19 protein-coding genes and 1 riboswitch are annotated in these 23,521 nt (G+C 58.2%); of the genes, 14 read left to right on the top strand and 5 right to left on the bottom strand.

The annotated features are described in order from the left end of the window. Positions 1 to 2: 2 nt before the first annotated feature. The 4 genes from leuC (at position 3) to WM95_RS03925 (ending at position 3,760) form a co-directional block, all read left to right on the top strand. On the top strand, positions 3 to 1,403 hold the full coding sequence (leuC, locus tag WM95_RS03940) for a 3-isopropylmalate dehydratase large subunit (RefSeq protein ID WP_047173696.1): 1,401 nt from the start codon (positions 3 to 5) through the stop codon (positions 1,401 to 1,403). 10 nt (positions 1,404 to 1,413) lie between these two features. Continuing rightward, positions 1,414 to 2,019, top strand: coding sequence for a 3-isopropylmalate dehydratase small subunit (gene leuD, locus WM95_RS03935; protein ID WP_039260825.1), 606 nt, complete (start codon positions 1,414 to 1,416; stop codon positions 2,017 to 2,019). 162 nt (positions 2,020 to 2,181) lie between these two features. Beyond that, the gene (locus WM95_RS03930) at positions 2,182 to 3,072 is read left to right on the top strand and encodes a cation diffusion facilitator family transporter (RefSeq protein WP_063408276.1); all 891 of its coding nucleotides are present in this window, start codon (positions 2,182 to 2,184) and stop codon (positions 3,070 to 3,072) included. Positions 3,073 to 3,178: 106 nt separating this feature from the next. Continuing rightward, on the top strand, positions 3,179 to 3,760 hold the full coding sequence (locus WM95_RS03925; protein ID WP_063408275.1) for a cytochrome b/b6 domain-containing protein: 582 nt from the start codon (positions 3,179 to 3,181) through the stop codon (positions 3,758 to 3,760). 48 nt (positions 3,761 to 3,808) lie between these two features. Here the strand turns inward: WM95_RS03925 and WM95_RS03920 are convergent, their stop codons facing one another. Together WM95_RS03920 and sgrT are read right to left on the bottom strand one after the other, a co-directional pair. Next, positions 3,809 to 4,987 (bottom strand): sugar efflux transporter, encoded by a 1,179-nt coding sequence (locus WM95_RS03920; RefSeq protein ID WP_063408274.1) that lies wholly within the window; start codon positions 4,985 to 4,987, stop codon positions 3,809 to 3,811. A gap of 119 nt (positions 4,988 to 5,106) precedes the next feature. Continuing rightward, positions 5,107 to 5,259, bottom strand: a complete 153-nt coding sequence (sgrT, locus tag WM95_RS03915; protein ID WP_023310379.1) for a glucose uptake inhibitor SgrT — start codon at positions 5,257 to 5,259, stop codon at positions 5,107 to 5,109. An 88-nt stretch (positions 5,260 to 5,347) separates the two neighbouring features. On the opposite strand from sgrT, the gene sgrR reads away from it, so the two are divergent. The 4 genes from sgrR (at position 5,348) to thiQ (ending at position 10,426) form a co-directional block, all read left to right on the top strand. Further along, positions 5,348 to 7,003 carry an HTH-type transcriptional regulator SgrR gene (gene sgrR / locus WM95_RS03910; RefSeq protein ID WP_063408273.1) on the top strand — a complete coding sequence of 552 codons (1,656 nt, stop codon included), beginning with the start codon at positions 5,348 to 5,350 and terminating at the stop codon, positions 7,001 to 7,003. Positions 7,004 to 7,039: 36 nt separating this feature from the next. Continuing rightward, a riboswitch (TPP riboswitch) is annotated at positions 7,040 to 7,140 on the top strand. 31 nt (positions 7,141 to 7,171) lie between these two features. Then, complete coding sequence (thiB, locus tag WM95_RS03905) at positions 7,172 to 8,155, top strand: thiamine ABC transporter substrate binding subunit (protein WP_045355125.1); 984 nt, start codon at positions 7,172 to 7,174, stop codon at positions 8,153 to 8,155. Further along, a complete protein-coding gene (gene thiP / locus WM95_RS03900; RefSeq protein ID WP_063408272.1) occupies positions 8,131 to 9,741 on the top strand; it encodes a thiamine/thiamine pyrophosphate ABC transporter permease ThiP in 1,611 nt (536 codons plus the stop codon). Before thiB ends, thiP begins: the two co-directional genes overlap by 25 nt. Beyond that, positions 9,725 to 10,426: a thiamine ABC transporter ATP-binding protein ThiQ gene (thiQ, locus tag WM95_RS03895; protein ID WP_063408271.1), complete on the top strand. Its 702-nt coding sequence runs from the start codon at positions 9,725 to 9,727 to the stop codon at positions 10,424 to 10,426. Before thiP ends, thiQ begins: the two co-directional genes overlap by 17 nt. Positions 10,427 to 10,458: 32 nt before the next feature. Here thiQ and WM95_RS03890 read toward each other — a convergent pair whose 3' ends face one another. Together WM95_RS03890 and araC are read right to left on the bottom strand one after the other, a co-directional pair. Then, complete coding sequence (locus WM95_RS03890; RefSeq protein WP_023310374.1) at positions 10,459 to 11,226, bottom strand: DedA family protein; 768 nt, start codon at positions 11,224 to 11,226, stop codon at positions 10,459 to 10,461. 128 nt (positions 11,227 to 11,354) lie between these two features. After that, complete coding sequence (gene araC, locus WM95_RS03885) at positions 11,355 to 12,200, bottom strand: arabinose operon transcriptional regulator AraC (RefSeq protein ID WP_023310373.1); 846 nt, start codon at positions 12,198 to 12,200, stop codon at positions 11,355 to 11,357. Positions 12,201 to 12,537: 337 nt separating this feature from the next. Here araC and araB point away from each other — a divergent pair, with 337 nt between their 5' ends. The 6 genes from araB (at position 12,538) to rluA (ending at position 22,642) form a co-directional block, all read left to right on the top strand. Next, on the top strand, positions 12,538 to 14,247 hold the full coding sequence (gene araB / locus WM95_RS03880; protein ID WP_063408270.1) for a ribulokinase: 1,710 nt from the start codon (positions 12,538 to 12,540) through the stop codon (positions 14,245 to 14,247). 10 nt (positions 14,248 to 14,257) lie between these two features. Further along, positions 14,258 to 15,760, top strand: a complete 1,503-nt coding sequence (araA, locus tag WM95_RS03875) for an L-arabinose isomerase (protein WP_023310371.1) — start codon at positions 14,258 to 14,260, stop codon at positions 15,758 to 15,760. 47 nt (positions 15,761 to 15,807) lie between these two features. Beyond that, on the top strand, positions 15,808 to 16,503 hold the full coding sequence (gene araD / locus WM95_RS03870) for an L-ribulose-5-phosphate 4-epimerase (protein ID WP_088544643.1): 696 nt from the start codon (positions 15,808 to 15,810) through the stop codon (positions 16,501 to 16,503). Between the two features lie 74 nt (positions 16,504 to 16,577). Next, a complete protein-coding gene (gene polB, locus WM95_RS03865) occupies positions 16,578 to 18,935 on the top strand; it encodes a DNA polymerase II (protein WP_063408268.1) in 2,358 nt (785 codons plus the stop codon). Between the two features lie 128 nt (positions 18,936 to 19,063). Further along, positions 19,064 to 21,970: an RNA polymerase-associated protein RapA gene (gene rapA, locus WM95_RS03860; RefSeq protein ID WP_088544642.1), complete on the top strand. Its 2,907-nt coding sequence runs from the start codon at positions 19,064 to 19,066 to the stop codon at positions 21,968 to 21,970. A 12-nt stretch (positions 21,971 to 21,982) separates the two neighbouring features. Beyond that, the gene (rluA, locus tag WM95_RS03855) at positions 21,983 to 22,642 is read left to right on the top strand and encodes a bifunctional tRNA pseudouridine(32) synthase/23S rRNA pseudouridine(746) synthase RluA (RefSeq protein WP_063408266.1); all 660 of its coding nucleotides are present in this window, start codon (positions 21,983 to 21,985) and stop codon (positions 22,640 to 22,642) included. A 29-nt stretch (positions 22,643 to 22,671) separates the two neighbouring features. Here the strand turns inward: rluA and djlA are convergent, their stop codons facing one another. After that, the gene (gene djlA / locus WM95_RS03850; RefSeq protein ID WP_023310366.1) at positions 22,672 to 23,487 is read right to left on the bottom strand and encodes a co-chaperone DjlA; all 816 of its coding nucleotides are present in this window, start codon (positions 23,485 to 23,487) and stop codon (positions 22,672 to 22,674) included. Positions 23,488 to 23,521 lie beyond the last annotated feature (34 nt).

Here is a 23,521-nt window from a genome sequence, read left to right as displayed (position 1 = left end):
TCATGGCTAAGACGTTATATGAAAAGTTGTTTGATGCGCACGTTGTTTACGAGGCGCCGAACGAAACCCCGCTGCTGTACATTGACCGTCATCTGGTGCACGAAGTGACCTCTCCTCAGGCCTTTGACGGCCTGCGGGCGCACAAGCGTCCGGTACGTCAGCCGGGTAAAACCTTCGCGACGATGGATCACAACGTATCCACCCAGACCAAAGACATTAATGCCTCGGGTGAGATGGCCCGTATCCAGATGCAGGAGCTGATTAAGAACTGCAAGGAATTTGGCGTTGAGCTGTACGACCTGAACCATCCGTACCAGGGCATTGTCCACGTGATGGGGCCTGAGCAAGGGATCACCCTGCCGGGCATGACGATCGTCTGCGGGGACTCCCATACCGCGACCCACGGCGCGTTTGGCGCTCTGGCATTCGGGATTGGCACGTCCGAGGTGGAACATGTTCTGGCAACGCAGACCCTGAAACAGGGCCGCGCCAAAACCATGAAGATTGAAGTGAAGGGTAAAGCCGCACCGGGTATTACCGCAAAAGACATCGTGCTGGCCATCATCGGTAAAACCGGCAGCGCGGGCGGCACCGGTCATGTTGTTGAATTCTGCGGGGAAGCCATCCAGGCGCTGAGCATGGAGGGGCGCATGACCCTGTGCAATATGGCGATTGAGATGGGCGCAAAAGCCGGTCTGGTCGCGCCGGACGAAACCACCTTCAACTACGTGAAGGGTCGTCTGCACGCGCCGAAAGATCAGGATTTTGACGACGCGGTAGCGTACTGGAAAACCCTGAAAACCGACGATGGCGCAGCCTTTGACACCGTCGTCACGCTGCAGGCAGAAGAGATTGCGCCTCAGGTGACCTGGGGCACCAATCCGGGCCAGGTGATTTCCGTTAACGACAATATCCCTGACCCGGCATCCTTTACCGATCCGGTCGAGCGCGCCAGTGCCGAAAAAGCGCTGGCCTATATGGGACTGAAGCCCGGCGTGCCGTTGACCGATGTCGCCATTGATAAAGTCTTTATCGGTTCCTGCACCAATTCCCGTATCGAGGATTTGCGTGCCGCCGCCGAGATTGCCAAAGGCCGCAAAGTGGCACCGGGCGTGCAGGCGCTGGTGGTACCTGGCTCCGGTCCGGTGAAAGCCCAGGCGGAAGCCGAAGGTCTGGATAAGATCTTTATCGAAGCGGGCTTCGAGTGGCGCCTGCCCGGCTGCTCCATGTGTCTGGCCATGAACAACGATCGCCTGAATCCGGGTGAGCGCTGCGCCTCCACCAGCAACCGAAACTTTGAAGGCCGTCAGGGCCGCGGTGGGCGCACCCATCTGGTCAGCCCGGCAATGGCCGCCGCTGCGGCAGTCACCGGCCATTTCGCCGATATTCGCAGCCTGAAATAAGGAGACAATCATGGCAGAGAAATTTACCCAACATACGGGCCGTGTTGTCCCGCTGGACGCCGCTAACGTCGATACTGACGCTATTATTCCAAAACAGTTTCTGCAGAAAGTAACGCGTACCGGTTTCGGCGCACATCTGTTTAACGACTGGCGTTTCCTGGACGATAAGGGCGAAGTGCCTAATCCGGAATTCGTTCTGAACTTCCCGGAATACAAAGGCGCCTCCATTTTGCTGGCACGCGAAAACTTTGGCTGCGGCTCATCCCGTGAACACGCGCCGTGGGCGCTCACCGACTACGGTTTTAAAGTGGTCATTGCCCCTAGCTTCGCGGATATCTTCTACGGCAATAGCTTCAACAACCAGCTGCTGCCCGTCACGCTGAGCGATGAACAGGTCGATGAGTTGTTCGCGCTGGTTAAGGCGAATCCGGGCATTTCGTTTGAAGTGGATCTGGAAGCCGAAGTGGTGAAAGCCGGGGATAAGACCTACAGCTTCAGCATTGATGCCTTCCGCCGTCACTGCATGCTGAACGGTCTGGACAGCATTGGTTTAACTCTCCAGCACGACGCGGCGATTGCCGCTTACGAAAACAAACAACCTGCATTTATGAAATAATCCTCCGGCCTGCAGTCCATTCTGCAGGCCGCATTTTATCTTGATACCCGACTCCTTCTGTAAATACTTCCCAAACCCAGCCACTAATGACGTTATATTTAATGTCAATTTAATGTTTCCTGCGCAGAATAACCGTTCAATCAGCTGGCAGCGGAAACAATCATGGAAAAGAAAAATGGCAATGAGTCTCATATCCGTTCTCGGGAAATACATAAATGCACATTAGTAAGCGTAATAATAAATAGTTTACTCACCGCCTTTCAGATACTTGCAGGAATATTTTCCGGCTCACAGGGTTTAATTGCTGATGGGATTCATTCTCTTTCCGATTTATCCTCCGACTTTGTCGTTCTGGTTGCGAATAAAAAGAGTCAGAAAGCCTCTGATATCGATCATCATTACGGTCATCTGCGTTTCGAAAACGGTGCAAAGCTCATTATTGGCGCTATTCTGCTGCTTGTGGGGGTCGGGATGCTCTGGTCCGCAGGCAATAAACTGCTTCACCCCGAGACGCATCAGCTGGTGAACGGGGCCGCGTTGTGGGTGGCAATACTGGCGCTGGTGGTGAAGGAAAGCCTGTTCAGATACATGTTTGCCACGGGAAAACGTGTTCAGTCCTCGCTGCTGATAGCCAATGCCTGGCACGCCCGTTCTGACGCAGCGTCGTCAGTGGTTGTCGCCATCGGCATTGCCGGGAATTTAGTGGGTTTTCACGCGATGGACCTCATTGCGGCCCTGATTGTCGGGATTTTCATCGCCCATATGGGTTACAAATTCTCTGCCGATGCCCTGCACGACCTGATGGACCGCTCGCTGGAGCCCGAACTGGAGCACGACATCAAAACGTGTCTTCTCGCAACCGAGGGCGTCACCGGACTCCATGATTTAAAAACCCGCAAGATGGGTGATTTAGCCCTTGTCGATGTTCATCTGGAAGTAAACGGCGAATTAAGCGTAAAAGAAGGACATCAGATTGCCGTTAATGCCAGAAATAACGTGATGCAAAAATTCAATGTGCTGAACGTGATGACGCATATTGATCCTGCCCGCTAATCGAAACGCATAAATACAGTGTGACGCAACCGATCGTTAAGGTTTCGTTAATTAATCTGCGTCACACTGCATCGCATCAGCTCTCTCATTATTGAGGTAAAATGCGATGAAACCAACATTACGCGATACGCTTCCCCATAAAGAAACGCCTTTTCTTCGCATACTGCACATTCTTGTGGCCGTACTGGTCCTGGCCCAGATTATCAATTCTAATTTCACCGAAAGTGAAGCCCTCCACGAATCCGGGCTGAACGGAATTGTCACCTGGATCCATGTTATCTCCGGATTTGGTTTAATTTTTTGTGGCATTGCCATGATGGCATGGATGTTAACCCAGCGCGGATTTAAGTATTACTTCGCCTTGCTGGTGCTGGATTTTCGCGGAATTGTTGACGATATTCGCACCCTCGCGCAGCGTCAGCTTCCTGACGCGCATGCTGGCGGTATGGCGGCAACGGTGCAAGGTCTGGGCGTGCTGGCGCTGCTGGGCGTTGCACTCTGCGGCGCGGCCTGGTACGTGCTGAACGCCACGCTCGGGCCGGTTTCGTCCGTCACGGAATCCGTCCTGGATTTGCATAAATTCCTGACGGTCTTTATTGAGACATATTTCTGGGCACACGGCTTCATGGGCCTCGTTCATATGTACCTGACGCTACGCGCGCAGCGTAAATATCAGTATTCAGAATAAAACGGTTCACAGAGCCCGGCGTTCCCGGGCTCCGTTTCGTTCATCCGATCACACGTCTTTTACGCGGCAGGTCAGCAGAAGCGTCACGACGGATAGCGCCGCAATCATCCAGTAGACAGACGCATGGCCGTAGCTTTGCGCCAGCGCCCCCTGAATCACGCCCGCCAGAATCACCCCGGTTGAAATGCTGTTGGTAAAAAGCGTGGTCGCCGAGCCGGCACGGCCGGGCATGAGATCCTGAAACCAGAGCATGCCGATCCCGGCAACAATCCCAATAAACACGGCGTTAAACAGCTGCAGAGCCAGCAAAGCTTCCCGCGAATGGAAAAGGATCAGCCCCGCGTAGAACAGCACCCCGGCCGCCACGGCGACGATCATCATCCTGCGCTTTCCAAACCGCTTAACGTAGTAACCCGCCAGAATCATTGCCGGGATTTCCAGCCCGGCGGCAGTTCCCATTAAGATCCCCGCGAGCTTGTCCGGCAGGCCCAGATCGCTGCTGATCCACAGCGGCATATCGATGATGTACATGGTGTTGCAGGTCCACATCAGCGTGGAGGCAATAAACAGCATGCGGACGTTTTTGTCCTGCCAGCCGCTCACTTCGGTGACAGGTTTATCCGTCGACTGTTCGACGCGCGCCACGGACGGCAGCGCGAAGGCAATAAGCGCCAGGCTGATGACAAAAATCCCGGCGGCGATGGAAAACATGGTGGTAAAGCCGTAGTTCAACGCCAGCATGAAGGCCAGCGGCGGACCAATGACCCACGCCAGCGAAAGCTGGGCGCGCATCACCGAGCTGAACATCACCACTTCCCGCGCCGAGTTATCCGCATATTCACGGGCCAGCGCGAACAGCTGCGGCATGGCGGTGTTCGCCAGCGATGCCAGCAGCACGCCGCAGGTAATGAGCGTCAGATAATGACGGTTGAAGGCAAAGAGCAGCGCGTTACCCACGGCCATGGCGCAGCAAAAGAGGATCAGCCTGCGGCGATCGCCCTGGCTGTCCGATCGTTTCGCCAGCGCGAGGCTGACCAGGATCCCGGCAATGGCGTTAACGGTGTAAAACAGGCCGACCCAAAACGGCTGCGCCCCCACCTCGCGGCTGAGAAACAGGCTCAGCGTCGGCGCCTGCAGCGCCCCCGCCACGCCCATCATAAAGGCCACCAGCATAAAAGCGGCATACACGCCGTTCAGGCGTCGCCCCATCGTCATCAACCACAGCATGCGCAAGTCCTTGTGAAAGCGAATCGAAATTGGGTGAATAGTAAACGAAAAAAGCCAGCAAAAACATTTTGCTGGCGGGTGATAAGCACCAATACTCAGTCACACATGATCGAGGCGAGTTAGCGGGAAGAGGTCGGGGCTGTAACGTCCCACTGCATCAATTCTTCTAACGTTTTCAGCCGTTGCTCTGCACACCGGCGGGCCAGCCAGGACGCTCCTTTTGTCGCTGAAAAGTACTGCTGATAGAACTGACGTGCGGTAGACCTCTTCATAATTTACCTCCTCGCTTCATCGGGGAGAATTATTGGCCTAATATAGGGAAAAATAAATTGCTGGTTTTTTGTCAGGAGTTCCCCTTTTATGCCTTCCGGTCGTCTGCAACAACAGTTTATCCGCCTCTGGCAGTGCTGCGAGGGGCAATCGCAGGAGACCACGCTCAACGAGCTGGCTGACCTGCTTAGCTGCTCCCGCCGCCATATGCGCACGCTGCTCAACACCATGCAGCAGCAGGGCTGGTTAAGCTGGGAAGCGGAGGCGGGACGCGGCAAACGCTCGCGGCTGACTTTCCTCTATACCGGGCTGGCGCTGCAGCAGCAGCGCGCGGAAGATCTGCTCGAGCAGGATCGCATCGATCAACTGGTCCAACTGGTGGGCGACAAAGCCGCCGTGCGCCAGATGCTGGTTTCCCATCTCGGGCGCAGCTTTCGTCAGGGCCGACACATTCTGCGGGTGCTCTACTACCGTCCGATGAAAAATCTGTTGCCCGGCACGGCCTTACGCCGCTCTGAAACCCACATGGCCCGGCAAATCTTCAGCGGCCTGACGCGGATAAATGAGGAAAACGGGGAACTGGAGGCGGATATCGCGCACCACTGGCAGCAGGTTTCCCCGCTTCACTGGCGCTTTTTTTTACGCCCCGGCATCCATTTTCACCACGGCCGCGAGCTGGAAATGCACGACGTCATCGCCTCTCTGGAACGTGCCCGCAGGCTCCCGCTCTACTCGCATATTTCCCGCGTCCACTCCCCCACGGACTGGACGCTGGATATTGAGCTGTCGCAGCAGGATAAGTGGCTTCCCTGGCTGCTGGGCTATGTGCCGTCGATGATTTTGCCCGGCGAGTGGGAATCAATGAACAACTTTGCCAGCCTGCCGATTGGCACCGGGCCTTACTCCGTGTCCCGCAATAACAGCAACCAGCTGAAAATCCGCGCGTTCGACGACTACTTTGGCTATCGGGCGCTGATCGACGAAGTGAACGTCTGGGTATTGCCGGATCTCAATGAAGACCTGAGCTGCGGGCTGACGCTGGAAGGCCCCACCACGGGAGAAAAAGCCGTGGAGAGTCGCCTGGAGGAGGGATGCTACTATCTCCTGTTTGACCGCCGCACCCACCGTGGGGCAAATCAGGCCGTCCGCAAGTGGATCAGCCACGTTTTGTCCCCTTCCAATCTGATTTACCATGCGGAAGAGCAGTACCAGACATACTGGTTCCCGGCGTACGGCCTGCTTCCGCGCTGGCACCACGCCCGCCCGGTTCACTGCGACAAACCCGCAGGGCTGGAGTCCATCACCCTGACCTACTACCGCGAGCACGTGGAGCATCGTTTTATCGCCAGAATCATGACCCGGCTGCTGGCAGCCGAGGGGGTCAGGTTAGAGGTCAGGGAAGTGGACTATGACGAATGGCATCAGGGGGAGATCGCCAGTGATATCTGGCTCAACAGCGCCAACTTTACCCTGCCGCTCGATTTTTCCCTTTTCTCGCATTTGTATGAAGTCCCGCTGATCCAGCACTGCATCGACCGTGACTGGCAGCAGGACGCCGCCCTGTGGCGCGCGGGCGAAATGAATCTTGCAGCGTGGTGCCAGCAGCTGCTGGCCGAGCAGGCGATCGTACCCTTGATCCACCACTGGCTGATGATCCAGGGCCAGCGCAGCATGCGCGGCCTGCGGATGAACACCCTGGGCTGGTTTGATTTTAAATCCGCCTGGTTTGCGCCGCCGGAGCCATAACGCTTTCGTAATATTCACCAAATCATTACAATAGCGCCGTTCTCAACGGGGTGCTGCATCAAAGATGTGCGCTGAGATAATACCCGTCGAACCTGATCCGGATAACGCCGGCGAAGGGATTTGAGGCTGTCTCTCAAAATCCTTTGCCACTCAACTTTGAGGTGCAAAGTGTTAAAAAAAGTTCTCCCCCTGCTGGCGCTGTTTGCGCTGCCTGCTTTTGCGAAGCCCGTCCTGACGGTCTACACCTATGACTCCTTCTCTGCCGACTGGGGCCCTGGCCCGGTAGTTAAAAAAGCTTTCGAAGCGGACTGTAACTGCGAACTGAAGTTCGTGGCGCTGGAAGATGGCGTATCGCTGCTCAACCGTCTGCGCATGGAAGGGAAAAACAGCAAGGCCGACGTGGTGCTCGGGCTGGATAACAACCTGCTGGAAGCCGCCTCGCAGACCAAACTGTTTGCCAAAAGCGGCGTCGCGGCAGATGCCGTTAACGTGCCGGGCGGCTGGAAAAACGACACCTTTGTGCCGTTCGACTATGGCTACTTTGCTTTTGTTTACGACAAAAATAAGCTGAAAAACCCGCCGAAGAGCCTGAAAGAGCTGGTCGAAAGTGACCAGAAATGGCGCGTGATTTATGAAGATCCGCGCACCAGCACGCCAGGCCTGGGCCTGCTGCTGTGGATGCAAAAGGTTTATGGGGATAAAGCGCCGGAGGCGTGGCAGAAACTGGCCGCCAAAACCGTCACCGTCACCAAAGGCTGGAGCGAAGCCTATGGCCTGTTCCTGAAAGGCGAAAGCGACCTGGTGCTGAGCTACACCACCTCTCCGGCCTACCACATCATCGCCGAGAAGAAAGATAACTATGCTGCCGCTGATTTTGCTGAAGGGCACTATCTGCAGGTGGAAGTCGCCGCGCGTACCGCCGCCAGCAAACAGCCGGAGCTGGCCGAGAAGTTCCTGAAGTTTATGGTCTCACCGGCGTTCCAGAATGCGATTCCCGCAGGCAACTGGATGTATCCGGTTACGAACGTTGCGCTGCCCGCAGGTTTCGAGCAGCTGACCAAACCAAACACCTCGCTGGAGTTTACGCCGCAGCAGGTCGCCGCGCAGCGTGCAGCATGGGTAAGTGAATGGCAACGCGCCGTCAGCCGTTGATTCCCGGCTGGTTACTTCCCGGGCTGCTCGCCGCCACAGTGATGGTGGCGGTCAGCCTGGGGGCTTTTCTTGCACTGTGGTTCAACGCGCCAGAGAGCGACCTGCTCGCCCTCTGGCACGACAGCTACCTCTGGCACGTTATCCGGTTCTCCTTCTGGCAGGCGTCTCTCTCTGCCCTGCTGTCGGCGATCCCGGCTATTTTCCTGGCGCGCGCGCTGTATCGTCGGCGCTTCCCAGGCAGAGAGGCGCTGCTTCGCCTTTGTGCCATGACGCTGATCCTGCCCGTGCTGGTGGCGGTATTTGGGATCCTCAGCGTTTACGGTCGCCAGGGCTGGCTGGCTTCGCTGTTCGGCCAGCTTGGTCTGGAATGGTCATTCTCGCCTTACGGACTGCAGGGCATTCTGCTGGCGCACGTGTTTTTCAATATGCCGATGGCGACGCGCCTCTTTTTGCAGGCGCTGGAAAATATTCCCGGTGAACAGCGCCAGATTGCGGCTCAGCTCGGCATGCGCGGCGTGTCGTTCTTCCGCTTTGTCGAATGGCCGTGGCTGCGCCGCCAGATCCCGCCCGTCGCGGCGTTAATCTTTATGCTCTGCTTTGCCAGCTTTGCCACCGTGCTGTCGCTCGGCGGCGGGCCGCAGGCCACCACTATTGAGCTGGCGATTTACCAGGCGCTGAGTTACGACTACGATCCCGGTCGCGCCGCGCTGCTGGCGATGGTGCAGATGGCGTGCTGCCTTGTGCTGGTCCTGTTGAGCCAGCGGCTGAGTAAAGCCATTCCCGCTGGCAGTAATCAAATAACCGGCTGGCGCGATCCGCAGGACAGCCTGCACAGCCGCGTTACCGATTTTATCCTGATCGCGCTGGCGCTTCTGCTTCTGCTGCCGCCGCTGATGGCCGTTATCGTTGACGGACTGAACCTCAATCTCATCTCCGTCCTGCAACAGCCCGTCCTCTGGCAGGCGACCTGGACCTCGCTGCGTATCGCGCTGGCGGCAGGGTTACTGTGCGTCATGCTGACCATGATGCTGCTGTGGAGCAGCCGCGAACTCTACGCGCGTCAGGCCCGTAAGGCCGGGCAGGTGCTGGAGCTGACGGGCATGCTGATTCTGGCGATGCCGGGCATCGTGCTGGCGACGGGCTTCTTTTTACTGTTTAACAGCACCATCGGCCTGCCGGAAAGCGCCGATGGCATTGTGATTTTTACCAACGCCTTAATGGCCATCCCCTACGCGCTTAAGGTGCTGGAAAACCCGATGCGCGACGTCAACAGCCGCTACGGTTTGCTGTGCCAGTCGCTGGGTATGCAGGGCTGGCAGCGGCTGATGGTGGTCGAACTGCGCGCACTGAAACGTCCGCTGGCGCAGGCGCTGGCGTTTGCCTGCGTATTGTCGATTGGGGATTTTGGCGTGGTGGCTCTCTTTGGCAATGACGATTTCCGCACGCTGCCATACTGGCTCTATCAGCAAATCGGCTCTTACCGCAGCCAGGACGGCGCGGTCACCGCGCTGTTACTGCTGCTGCTGTGCTTTGCCTTATTTACCGTTATCGAAAAACTTCCGGGGCGTGATGTTAAAACTGACTGATGTAACCTGGCTTTACCAGCATCTGCCGATGCGCTTCACGCTCTCCGTGCGCCAGGGGGAGATGATCGCCGTGCTTGGCCCAAGCGGCGCGGGAAAAAGCACGCTGCTTAATCTGATTGCGGGTTTTCTGCAGCCGGCAAGCGGTGCGATCGCCATTAACAATCAAGATCATACCCACACGCCGCCCGCAAAACGTCCGGTCTCAATGCTGTTTCAGGAAAACAACCTGTTTACCCACCTGACGGTGCGGCAAAACATCGCGCTGGGAATGCATCCGGGACTCAGGCTGAACGATGCCCAGCGTCAGAAGCTGGAGATCATTGCCGCCCAGATGGGGATCAACGAGTTCATCGACAGGCTCCCGGGCGAGCTTTCCGGCGGCCAGCGTCAGCGCGTGGCGCTGGCGCGATGTCTGGTCCGCGAGCAGCCGATCCTGCTGCTGGATGAGCCGTTCTCGGCGCTCGATCCCGCGCTGCGCCAGGAGATGCTCGCCCTGGTGCAGGACGTTTGTCAGCGCCAGCAGCTGACGATGCTGATGGTTTCACACAGTATTGAGGATGCTGCCCGCATCGCCCCGCGATCGATAGTGATTGCCGAAGGGCGTATTTTGTGGGATGGAAAAACAGAAGAACTGCTGAGCGGTAAAGCGGGGGCGTCTTCACTGTTGGGCATTCGTGCCGTCTGATGCCCTCTCCCACAGGGAGAGGGAAAAAGTCCTTAACGGCTCACCACTTTCAATAAAATCTCACCGTACACCGGCATCAGCGGGTGGCGAATCAGCGCGACCAGGGCTACCACGGCCACACCCAGCGTCAGCGGGGCCAGCCACAAAAGACGAGTGCGCGGGAGATAGCGCGTCAGACGATCGACGCTGGCTTTCGCGCTGCGCCACAGCCGCCAGCAGAGCCATGCCGCCAGCCACAGCAGCACAGCCGTGCCCAGCAGCAGCCACTTAAACTCACCGCTTTGCATGCCGTCAGGAATATCGATGGCAGCGCCCGCGAGGATCCCCGGCAGGAAGTAGAACGGCGGCCAGAAGACGCAGCCGATAATGTTCGGCACCACGAATTTTGCGACGGGCAGATCCAGCATTCCCGCCACCATCGGCACCAGCGGACGCGTTGGCCCGACAAAGCGGCCGACGAGGATGGTAAACATGCTGTGCTGATGCAGCGCATGCTCGGTTTTATCCAGCAGGGCTTTGTTCTTTTTCATGAACGACCAGCGGTGCAGCGGCTTCTTAAAGCGCCAGCCCAGCCAGAAGGAGATCCAGTCGCCGAGCAGGCAGCCGATTATTCCGGCCAGCCACGCCTGCCAGAAATTAACCTCGCCGCTGCCAATCAGCGCCCCAAGCCCTGCCATCATCACGGTGCCGGGCAGGATCAGCCCAACCAGCGCCAGCGATTCCAGAAACGCCACCAGCGCCACGGCGATGAGCGAGTACATAACGGACTGGGTAATAAAGTGTTCCAGCAATGCCTGCATAACTATTCCGGTCAGAAAACGAATCAGCGATTCTGCTTAGCGCCCCGCACCGCGTCAAGGCAACAATTGTCTGAATAGTTTACAGGTTGCTTTCTGCATTCACCTGTTTGTTTATCTTTTTTTACCGTTTATTCACATCCCGCGCGGAATTCGCTCGGGCTGGCACCGGTGCATTTTTTAAATACCCGGGAGAAATAGAGCTGATCCTCAAAGCCCACGTTACGCCCCACGGTGGCAATCGGCATCCGGGTGGTGCTGAGCAGCAGCTTCGCCTGGCTGATGCGCTGATCCTCGCGCCAGCTCAATACGCTGACGCCCAGCTGCTGGCGGAAAAGATGCGACAGCCGCGACGGCGACAGGCAGACGTGCTGAGCAACGCTGGCGATATCAAACTGGCTATCGGCCAGGTGGTCGCTGATGTACTGGCAGGCGTCGCGCACGCGGTTGTCCAGCGGGGGGTTAAGCGACTCGTTAATCGCCTCCATGCGGCGAAGCAGCAGCTGTTCGAGCAGGTTAATCGCCAGCAGTTCGGCGTAGCGACCACCGGCCTGTCCCGCCTCGATAATCTGCGCAAAAAGCTCGCGAAACTGCGCCAGATGAACCTCATCCGGGCGATAAAAACCGGTGTGCGCAAAAATAGCTGGCCACGAAAGCCACTCCTGCCAGTAGGCGCGCGGACGGAAATAGACCCACTGGTGATACCACTCTTTGGCATCGGGATGACGGCCATAGTGGTGGATTTCCCCCGGCGGGAACAGCAGGATATCGCCGGGGCGGCAGACAAACTGCTGGTCACCGTTCTTGATGATCCCTTCTCCTCGCACGGTCAGATTGAGGATATACCCTTTCATGCCGAGCGGTCGGTCGACGTAAAAGTCGAGGTATCCCTCAGCCTCGATAGGGGTCAGTCCCGCCACAAGGTGCGCGTTAAACGAGTATCCCGGCAGCAGGGGATCGTTTTGCGTTTCGGCCATAGATTCAGTTCTCCCAAGGGTCCTGAAGGAAACCAATTGTCCATATCACTAAAAGCAGCTTTAAAATGGCCCGCGAAAAGATCCAAAAAGCATCACGCCGCTTTTACGTCCGCCATGTTTCAGCCTTTCCCCCTGATTTCTCCGCCAGAGCAGGCAGATAACCAGTAACAAAAGTGTCTATAAGTGCGGCAGAAATGTCCACATTGAATATTTGCACGGCGTCACACTTTCCGTTGTAACAGCAATTTAGTCCATAAGATTAGCGGATCCTGCCTGACGACTTTTTTCCCCAGTCTCTAATGTTCTTCCATACCTGTTTTTTCGATGGAGCAACACCATGGCAATTGCGATTGGCCTCGATTTTGGCAGCGATTCGGTTCGCGCGCTGGCAGTGGACTGTACGTCCGGCCAGGAGATAGCAACCAGCGTTGAGTGGTACCCGCGCTGGCAAGAGGGGCGCTACTGCGATGCGCCTAACAACCAGTTCCGTCACCACCCGCGTGACTATATCGAGTCGATGGAAGCGGCGATCAAAACCGTCCTGGCTGAACTGACCGACGCTCAGCGGGCTGAGATTGTCGGAATCGGCGTCGACAGCACCGGCTCCACGCCGGCCCCTGTTGATGCCGAAGGCCGCGTGCTGGCGCTGCGCCCGGAGTTTGCCGACAACCCGAACGCCATGTTCGTGCTGTGGAAAGACCACACCGCCGTAGAAGAGGCTGAAGCCATTACGCGACTGTGCCATCAGCCGGGCAAGACAGACTACTCGCGCTACATCGGCGGGATTTATTCCAGCGAATGGTTCTGGGCCAAGATCCTTCACGTCACCCGTGCCGACGCAGCCGTTGCGCAGGCTGCGGCGTCATGGGTTGAGCTGTGCGACTGGGTGCCTGCCCTGCTCTCCGGCACCACTCGTCCGCAGGATATCCGCCGCGGCCGCTGCAGCGCCGGGCATAAATCCCTGTGGCACGAAAGCTGGGGCGGTCTGCCTCCGGCCACGTTCTTCGACGAGCTCGATCCGATCATCAACAAGAGCCTGACGTACCCGCTGTTTACCGACACCTTCACCGCTGATATTCCGGTCGGCACCCTCTGCGAAGAGTGGGCGACACGCCTCGGCCTGCCGCAGAACGTGGCCATCTCCGGCGGCGCCTTCGACTGCCATATGGGCGCCGTGGGTGCGGGCGCGCAGCCCAACACCCTGGTGAAAGTTATCGGCACCTCCACCTGCGACATCCTGACGGCGGATAAAGCCACCGTCGGCGACCGCGCGGTGAAAGGCATCTGCGGCCAGGTTGACGGCAGCGTGGTGCCGGACTTTATCGGTCTGGAAGCCGGTCAGTCCGCGTTTGGCGATATCTACGCCTGGTTTGGCCGCGTGCTGGGCTGGCCGCTGGATCGGCTGGCGGCGGCGCATCCTGAACTGAAAACCCAGATAGCCGACAGCAAAAAGCAGCTTCTGCCGCAGCTTACCGACGCCTGGGCCAAAAATCCGTCTCTCGATCACCTCCCGGTGGTGCTGGACTGGTTTAACGGCCGCCGCACGCCGTTTGCCAACCAGCGCCTGAAAGGGGTGATCGCGGATCTCAACCTGGCGACCGACGCGCCCGCGCTGTTCGGCGGTCTGATTGCCGCAACGGCCTTCGGTGCCCGCGCCATTATGGAGTGCTTCACCGGGCAGGGCATCGACGTGAACAACGTGATGGCGCTGGGCGGCATCGCCCGTAAAAACCCGGCGATCATGCAGGCCTGCTGCGACGTGCTGAACCGTCCGCTGCAGATTGTGGCCTCCGATCAGTGCTGCGCGCTGGGCGCGGCGATTTTCGCCGCCGTGGCCGCGGGCGTCCATGCCGACATCCCGACCGCACAGCAGCATATGGCGAGCGCCGTCGAAAACACGCTCCAGCCGCGCACCCAACAGGCACAGCGCTTTGAACAGCTTTATCAGCGCTACCAGCAATGGGCAAAAAGCGCCGAACTTCACTATCTCCCTGTCGCCGCCCCGGCCAAAAGCACCGCGGACACTACGGCAACCCTGACCCATTAAGGACACGATGATGACCATTTTTAATAACTATGAAGTGTGGTTTGTGATTGGCAGCCAGCATCTGTACGGACCGGAAGCGCTGCAGCAGGTGACGAAACACGCGGAGCACGTCGTTAACGCGCTGAATGCGGAAGCTAAACTGCCGTGCAAACTGGTGCTGAAACCGCTGGGCACGACGCCGGATGAAATTACCCACATCTGCCGCGACGCCAACTACGACGATAAATGCGCCGGTCTGGTGGTGTGGCTGCACACCTTCTCACCCGCTAAAATGTGGATTAACGGCCTGTCTATCCTCAACAAGCCGCTGCTGCAGTTCCATACCCAGTTCAACGCCTCCCTGCCGTGGGACAGCATCGACATGGACTTTATGAACCTGAACCAGACCGCGCACGGCGGCCGCGAGTTCGGCTTCATCGGCGCGCGTATGCGCCAGCAGCACGCGGTGGTCACCGGCCACTGGCAGGATGGCAAAGCGCAACAGCGTATCGGCTCCTGGATGCGCCAGGCAGTATCCAAACAGGATACCCGCCATCTGAAAGTGGTGCGTTTCGGCGACAACATGCGTGAAGTGGCGGTCACCGACGGCGACAAAGTGGCCGCGCAGATCAAGTTCGGCTTCTCCGTAAATACCTGGGCCGTGGGCGACCTGGTGCAGGTGGTGAATGAAATCAGCGACGGCGACGTGAGCGCGCTGGTGGACGAGTACGAAAGCAGCTACCGCCTGACGCCTGCGGCACAAATCAACGGCGACAAGCGTCAGAACGTGCTGGACGCGGCGCGCATCGAGCTGGGCATGAAGCGCTTCCTGGAACAGGGCGGCTTCCACGCCTTTACGACGACCTTTGAAGACCTCCACGGCCTGAAACAGCTGCCGGGTCTGGCGGTACAACGTCTGATGCAGCAGGGCTACGGCTTTGCGGGCGAAGGCGACTGGAAAACTGCCGCTCTGCTTCGCATCATGAAGGTGATGTCGACCGGTCTGCAGGGCGGCACCTCCTTTATGGAGGACTACACCTATCACTTCGAAAACGGCAACGACCTGGTGCTCGGCTCGCACATGCTGGAAGTGTGCCCGACGATCGCCGTGGAAGAGAAACCGATCCTCGACGTGCAATACCTCGGCATCGGCGGTAAAGCCGATCCGGCGCGCCTGATCTTCAACACCCGTACGGGCCCGGCCATCAACGCCAGCCTGATCGACCTGGGCGATCGCTTCCGCCTGCTGGTGAACTGCGTCGATGCGGTTGAAACGCCGCACTCTCTGCCTAAACTGCCGGTCGCCAACGCCCTGTGGAAAGCGCAGCCTGATCTGCCAACCGCCTCTGAGGCATGGATCCTGGCCGGCGGCGCGCACCACACGGTGTTCAGCCACGCCCTTGATCTGAACGACATGCGTCAGTTCGCCGAGCTGCACGATATCGAGCTGACCGTGATTGATAACGATACCCGCCTGCCCGCCTTCAAGGACGCACTGCGCTGGAACGAAGTCTATTACGGTTCAAAACGCTAAGTACGGAATGCCCGGTGACGCTACGCTCACCGGGCAGGGAGACAACAATGTTAGACGATCTCAAACGTCAGGTGCTCGAAGCCAACCTGGCGCTGCCGAAACATAATCTGGTCACCCTGACCTGGGGCAACGTCAGCGCCGTTGACCGCGAAAAAGGCGTGTTGGTGATTAAGCCCTCCGGCGTGGATTACACGGTGATGGCCGCAGACGATATGGTCGTTGTCAGCCTCGAGACCGGCGAAGTGGTCGAAGGTAAGAAAAAACCGTCCTCCGATACGCCGACTCACCGCCTGCTGTACCGCTCATTCCCGAGCATCGGCGGCATCGTGCATACCCATTCGCGCCACGCCACCATCTGGGCGCAGGCGGGCCAGTCCATCCCGGCGACCGGCACCACCCACGCGGACTACTTCTACGGTACCATTCCCTGCACGCGTCTGATGACCGATGCGGAGATCGGCGGTGAGTACGAGTGGGAAACGGGGAATGTGATTGTCGAAACCCTCGAAAAACAGGGGATCGACGCGGCGCAGATGCCCGGCGTGCTGGTGCACTCCCACGGCCCGTTTGCCTGGGGTAAAAACGCAGAAGACGCGGTGCATAACGCCATCGTGCTCGAAGAGGTCGCCTATATGGGGATCTTCTGTCGCCAGCTGGCGCCGCAGCTGCCGGATATGCAGCAAACCCTGCTGGATAAGCATTACCTGCGCAAGCACGGCGCGAAGGCCTATTACGGGCAGTAAACTGTATATAAACCCAGCATTAAATTCTTAACCAGGCTATAATCAGGCCTGGTTTTGTTTTCTGGGATAACGGCGTGGCGCAGGCGCAAGAAGGCTTTTTACTAACCCGACACTGGCGGGATACCCCTCAGGGTACCGAGGTCGCGTTCTGGCTGGCAACCGACAGCGGTCCGCTGCACGTTACGCTGCCCCCGCAGGAATCCGTGGCTTTTATTCCTGAAGCCCACGTCGAGAAGGTGAAACAGCTACTGCGCGGCGAAAACGGCTGGCGCATCACTCCGCTTGAGCTGAAAGATTTCCACCGTCAGCCGGTTTACGGCCTCTACTGTCGCGCCCATCGTCAGCTGATGCGCTATGAAAAGCTGCTCCGCGAGGCGGGCGTGACGCTCTACGAGGCGGATATTCGCCCACCGGAACGCTTTCTGATGGAGCGGTTTATTACCGCCCCCGTCTGGGTCGACGGCACCGATCATAGCGGCAGCCTCGTTAACGCGCGCCTGAAGCCGAATCCGCACTACCGCCCGCCGCTGAAGTGGGTCTCCCTGGATATTGAAACCACCCGCCACGGCGAACTGTACTGCATCGGTCTGGAAGGCTGCGGCGATCGGGTTGTCTATATGCTCGGGCCGCCGAATGGCGATGCCTCCGCGCTGGATTTCCGGCTTGAGTACGTCAACAGCCGCCCGCAGCTGCTGGAGAAGCTTAACCAGTGGTTTGCCGACAACGACCCCGACGTCCTGATCGGCTGGAACGTGGTGCAGTTTGACCTGCGCGTGCTGCAAAAGCACGCCGAGCGCTACCGCATCCCGCTGATGCTGGGGCGCGGAAACAGCGAGCTGGAATGGCGCGAACACGGTTTTAAGAACGGCGTTTTCTTCGCGCAGGCTAACGGTCGCCTGATTATCGACGGCATCGAGGCGCTAAAATCCGCCTTCTGGAACTTCTCTTCATTCTCCCTGGAAGCCGTCGCGCAGGAGCTGCTTGGCGAAGGCAAATCCATCGACAACCCCTGGGACAGAATGGACGAAATTGACCGGCGCTTTAACGAAGACAAACCCGCGCTCGCCACCTATAACCTGAAAGACTGCGAGCTGGTCACGCAGATCTTCCACAAAACCGAGATTATGCCGTTCCTGCTGGAGCGCGCGACGGTAAACGGCCTGGCCGTCGACAGACACGGCGGCTCCGTAGCGGCCTTTAGCCACCTCTATTTTCCGCGGATGCATCGGGCAGGATACGTCGCCCCCAACCTCGGGGACGTGCCGCCGCAGGCAAGTCCCGGCGGGTATGTGATGGACTCCCGGCCAGGATTGTATGACTCCGTTCTGGTGCTGGATTACAAAAGCCTCTACCCGTCGATTATCCGCACCTTCCTGATCGACCCCGTCGGGCTGGTGGAAGGCATGGCCCAGCCGGATGATGAGCACAGCACGGAAGGCTTCCTCGGCGCACGCTTTTCGCGGGAAAAACACTGTCTGCCTGAAATCGTGGGAAACATCTGGCACGGCCGCGATGAGGCCAAGCGCCACGGCAACAAGCCCCTTTCTCAGGCGCTAAAAATCATTATGAATGCTTTTTACGGCGTGCTGGGCACCAGCGCCTGCCGCTTCTTTGATCCGCGTCTGGCCTCCTCTATCACCATGCGCGGGCACGAGATCATGCGCCAGACCAAAGCGCTGATTGAGTCCCGGGGCTATGACGTCATCTACGGCGACACGGACTCCACCTTTGTGTGGCTTAAGGGCGCGCACTCTGAAGACGACGCCGCGCAAATCGGCAAAGCGCTGGTCGCCTTCGTGAACGACTGGTGGCAGGAACATTTGCAGAAAGAGCGGTTAACAAGCGCGCTGGAGCTGGAATTTGAAACCCATTTCGCCCGCTTTTTAATGCCCACCATTCGCGGCACCGATCAGGGCAGCAAGAAGCGCTACGCGGGGCTGATTCAGGAAGGCGACGCGCAGCGGATGGTGTTTAAAGGGCTGGAGACGGTACGTACCGACTGGACGCCGCTGGCACAGCAGTTCCAGCAGACGCTCTATCTGCGGGTGTTTCGCAATGAGCCGTATCAGGACTACGTGCGCGAGACGATAGCCAGCCTGATGGCGGGCGAACTTGACGCGCAGCTGGTATACCGCAAGCGCCTGCGCCGCCCGCTGGCGGAGTACCAGCGCAACGTTCCTCCGCACGTACGCGCCGCGCGTCTGGCGGATGAAGAAAACGTCCGCCGTGGCCGCGCGCCGCAATATCAAAACCGGGGAACCATTAAATACGTCTGGACCACTAGCGGCCCGGAACCCGTGGATTATCAGCATTCTCCTCTGGATTACGAACACTATCTGACGCGTCAGCTTCAGCCGGTTGCCGACGGAATTTTGCCCTTCATCGACGATGATTTTGCTACACTAGTGACAGGGCAACTTGGCCTATTTTGACGCGTGACGAAATGGCTGCCATCCAGTACCATAGCGCCCTTTCCATTCCCGGACCCATTTTTCGATGACCGTCTTTTTTGACGGTAGTCGAACTATTGCCTGCAATTAAAGATTAGAGCCGAACAACTATGCCTTTTACACTTGGTCAACGCTGGATCAGCGATACAGAAAGCGAACTTGGATTAGGAACCGTCGTAGCAATCGATACGCGTATGGTTACCCTCCTCTTCCCTGCCACCGGTGAAAACCGTCTGTACGCTCGCAATGACTCCCCTGTAACCCGCGTGATGTTTAATCCGGGTGACACCGTGACCAGCCATGACGGCTGGCAGCTCAAGATTGAAGACGTAAAAGAAGAGAATGGACTGCTCGCCTACATTGGTACTCGTCTTGATACGGATGAAGCCAATGTCGTCCTGCGTGAAGTGCTGCTCGACAGCAAACTGGTGTTCAGTAAGCCGCAGGACCGCCTGTTTGCCGGGCAAATCGACCGTATGGATCGCTTCTCCCTGCGCTATCGCGCGCGTAAGTTCCAGAGTGAACAGTACCGCATGCCGTGGAGCGGCCTGCGCGGCCAGCGCACCAGCCTGATCCCCCACCAGCTGAACATCGCCCACGACGTGGGCCGTCGCCACGCGCCGCGCGTGCTGCTGGCAGATGAAGTGGGCCTGGGTAAAACCATCGAAGCGGGCATGATCCTGCATCAACAGCTGCTTTCCGGCGCTGCAGAACGCGTGCTGATCGTGGTGCCAGAAACTCTGCAGCACCAGTGGCTGGTTGAAATGCTGCGCCGCTTTAACCTGCGTTTTTCCCTGTTCGACGATGAACGCTATGCCGAAGCGCAGCACGACGCCGACAACCCGTTTGAAACCGAACAGCTGGTCATTTGCTCCCTGGACTTCGTGCGCCGCAGCAAGCAGCGTCTTGAGCACCTGTGCGATGCCGAGTGGGACATTATGGTTGTTGACGAAGCGCACCATCTGGTCTGGAGCGAAGACTCGCCGAGCCGCGAATACATGGCTATCGAGCAGCTTGCCGAGCGCGTGCCTGGCGTTCTGCTGCTGACCGCAACGCCGGAGCAGCTTGGTCTGGAAAGCCACTTCGCACGCTTGCGCCTGCTCGATCCAAACCGTTTCCACGACTTTGCGCAGTTCGTGGAAGAACAAAATAACTACCGTCCGGTCGCGGATGCCGTCGCCATGCTGCTGGCGGGCAAGCGTCTTTCTGATGACGAGCTCAACACCCTGAGCGATCTGATTGGCGAGCAGGATATCGAGCCGCTTTTGCAGGCTGCGAACAGCGACAGCGACAACGCGGAATCCGCGCGTAAAGAGCTGATCGACATGCTGATGGACCGCCACGGCACCAGCCGCGTGCTGTTCCGTAACACCCGTAACGGCGTCAAAGGCTTCCCGAAACGCGAGCTGCATACGATTAAACTGCCGCTGCCGACGCAGTATCAGACGGCGATTAAAGTCTCCGGCATTATGGGGGCGCGCAAAACCCAGGAAGAGCGCGCCCGCGACATGCTTTATCCGGAACAAATCTACCAGGAATTTGAAGGCGATACCGGCACCTGGTGGAACTTCGACCCGCGCGTGGAGTGGCTGATGGGCTACCTGACCGCGCACCGCTCCCGGAAAGTGCTGGTGATCTGCGCCAAAGCGGCCACCGCGCTGCAGCTGGAACAGGTTCTGCGCGAGCGTGAAGGCATTCGCGCCGCCGTGTTCCACGAAGGCATGTCCATCGTCGAGCGCGACCGCGCCGCGGCGTGGTTCGGGGAAGAGGACAGCGGCGCACAGGTTCTGCTGTGCTCGGAAATCGGATCTGAAGGCCGTAACTTCCAGTTTGCCAGCAACCTGGTGATGTTCGATCTGCCGTTTAACCCGGATCTGCTGGAGCAGCGTATCGGCCGTCTGGATCGTATCGGTCAGGCGCATGATATTCAGATCCACGTGCCGTATCTGGAAAAAACCGCGCAGTCCGTGCTGGTACGCTGGTTCCACGAAGGTCTGGACGCGTTTGAACATACCTGCCCGACGGGCCGCACCATTTATGATCAAGTGCATGGCGATCTTATCGGCTACCTGGCCGCGCCGGAAAACACCGAGGGCTTTGACGATCTGATTAAATCCTGTCGTGAGAAGCATGACGCGCTGAAAGCTCAGCTGGAGCAGGGCCGCGATCGCCTGCTGGAGATCCACTCTAACGGCGGTGAGAAAGCGCAGGCGCTGGCAGAGAGCATCGAAGAGCAGGATGACGACACCAGCCTCATCAGCTTCTCCATGAACCTGTTCGATATCGTCGGCATCAACCAGGACGATCGCGGCGAGAACCTGATTGTCCTGACCCCGTCCGATCACATGCTGGTTCCGGATTTCCCGGGCCTGCCAGAAGATGGCTGCACCATCACCTTCGAGCGTGATGTGGCGCTGTCCCGTGAAGATGCCCAGTTCATCACCTGGGAACACCCGCTGATCCGCAATGGGCTGGACCTGATTCTCTCCGGCGATACCGGCAGCAGCACTATCTCCCTGTTAAAAAACAAGGCGCTGCCGGTGGGAACGCTGCTGCTGGAGCTGATTTACGTTGTGGAAGCGCAGGCGCCGAAACAGCTGCAGCTCACCCGTTTCCTGCCGCCAACGCCCGTCCGCCTGCTGCTGGACAAAAACGGCACTAACCTGGCAGGACAGGTTGAATTCGAGAGTTTCAACCGACAGCTGAGCGCGGTAAACCGCCATACGGGCAGCAAGCTGGTGAACGCGGTACAGCAGGATGTGCACGCGATTCTGCAACTGGGCGAAACCCAGATTGAAAAAGCGGCCAGAGCGCTGATTGACACCGCGCGCAGTGAAGCCGACGAGAAACTGTCTGCGGAGCTGTCCCGTCTGGAGGCGTTAAAAGCGGTCAACCCGAACATCCGCGACGACGAGCTGGCGGCGATTGAAAGCAACCGTCAGCAGGTGCTGGAAAGCCTGAATCAGGCTGGCTGGCGTCTGGATGCCCTGCGTCTTATCGTTGTGACGCATCAGTAAACGGAGCGCAAGATGGTGATGGAGCCTTACAATCCGCCGCAGGATCCCTGGCTGGTCATTCTGTATCAGGATGAACACATTATGGTGGTCAACAAGCCCAGCGGCCTGTTGTCCGTGCCGGGGCGTCTGGAGGAGCACAAAGACAGCGTGATGACGCGCATTCAGCGCGATTATCCGCAGGCGGAGTCTGTCCATCGCCTGGATATGGCCACCAGCGGCGTAATTGTGGTAGCGCTGAACAAAGCGGCGGAACGCGAGTTAAAGCGCCAGTTCCGCGAGCGCGAGCCGAAAAAGCAGTATGTCGCCCGCGTCTGGGGCCACCCCGCGCAGGCGGAAGGCCTGGTGGATTTACCGCTGATCTGCGACTGGCCGAACCGGCCTAAGCAGAAGGTGTGTTACGAAACCGGCAAGGCCGCGCAGACCGAGTACGAAGTGCTGGAGTACGCGCCGGATAATACCGCGCGCGTCCTGCTTAAGCCGATTACCGGACGTTCGCACCAGCTGCGCGTGCATATGCTCGCCCTGGGTCATCCGATTCTGGGCGACCGCTTCTACGCGCCGCCTGAAGCGCTGGCCTTAGCGCCACGTCTGCAGCTCCATGCGCAGACGCTCACCATCACCCATCCGGCCTTCGGTAACGCGATGACGTTTAAAGCCCCGGTGGACTTCTAAAAAAAAAGCCCGACATCGTCGGGCTTTTTTTATTTGAAACCTTTCTTCTCTTTTATGAGCTCGTACGCCTTCTGGATTTCCTGCGCTTTTTGCTTCGCCATCTCCATCATTTCTGGCGGTAAGCCTTTCGCGACCAGTTTGTCCGGATGGTGTTCACTCATGAGCTTGCGATAGGCACGTTTAATCGTGGTCTGATCGTCAGAGGGCTTAACGCCAAGCACGTTACAGGCGTCTTCCAGCGTCGGACCACGCTGCGCCTGCTGCCAAGCACCGCCGGACGACTGTTGATGATAGCCACCGCCAAACTGCGCCCCGCCCTGCATCATGCGCAGGAACTGGTCGAACTGCATACGGGAGATGCCCAGCTCTTCCGCAATGACGTACAGCACGTCACGTTCGTTAGGGTGAAGTGAGCCGTCTGCGAAGGCCGCCTGGATTTGAATTTCCAGAAACATCCGAATTAAATCAAAACGTCCAAAGCAGATGCTGCGGAACTGACGCATTTTTTCGCGAAGCGGATAATTATCCGACTTACCGATGCGAAACGCATTTTGCGCTGCCAGACGGGAGTCGCCGTGCAGGTTCATGCGATCCATAAAAACGCTGGCAATCTGAATATCGGCTTCTGTGACACGCCCTTTGGATTTGGTTAAATGCCCCATGACCTCAAAGGTGGTGGAGAAAAAGAGTGACTGACGCTCGCGCTGATTGGCAAACCAGGCCATTTTGCGGCTGCGCGCCTTATCAAACATATGGCCGATAATAAGCCCAAGCACAATTCCCCAGAACCCGGCACCCATGATGATGGCGAACGCAACGCCGATTATTTTACCCCAATACTGCATATACTCCCCGGATAGTCATATTCCTGGCCGACGC

Source organism: Enterobacter cloacae complex sp. ECNIH7, assembly GCF_002208095.1.
In the GTDB taxonomy this organism is placed as follows: domain Bacteria; phylum Pseudomonadota; class Gammaproteobacteria; order Enterobacterales; family Enterobacteriaceae; genus Enterobacter; species Enterobacter cloacae_M.
The sequence above is the reverse complement of the archived record's forward strand: the minus strand, read 5'-3'. Positions and strand labels throughout refer to the sequence as shown.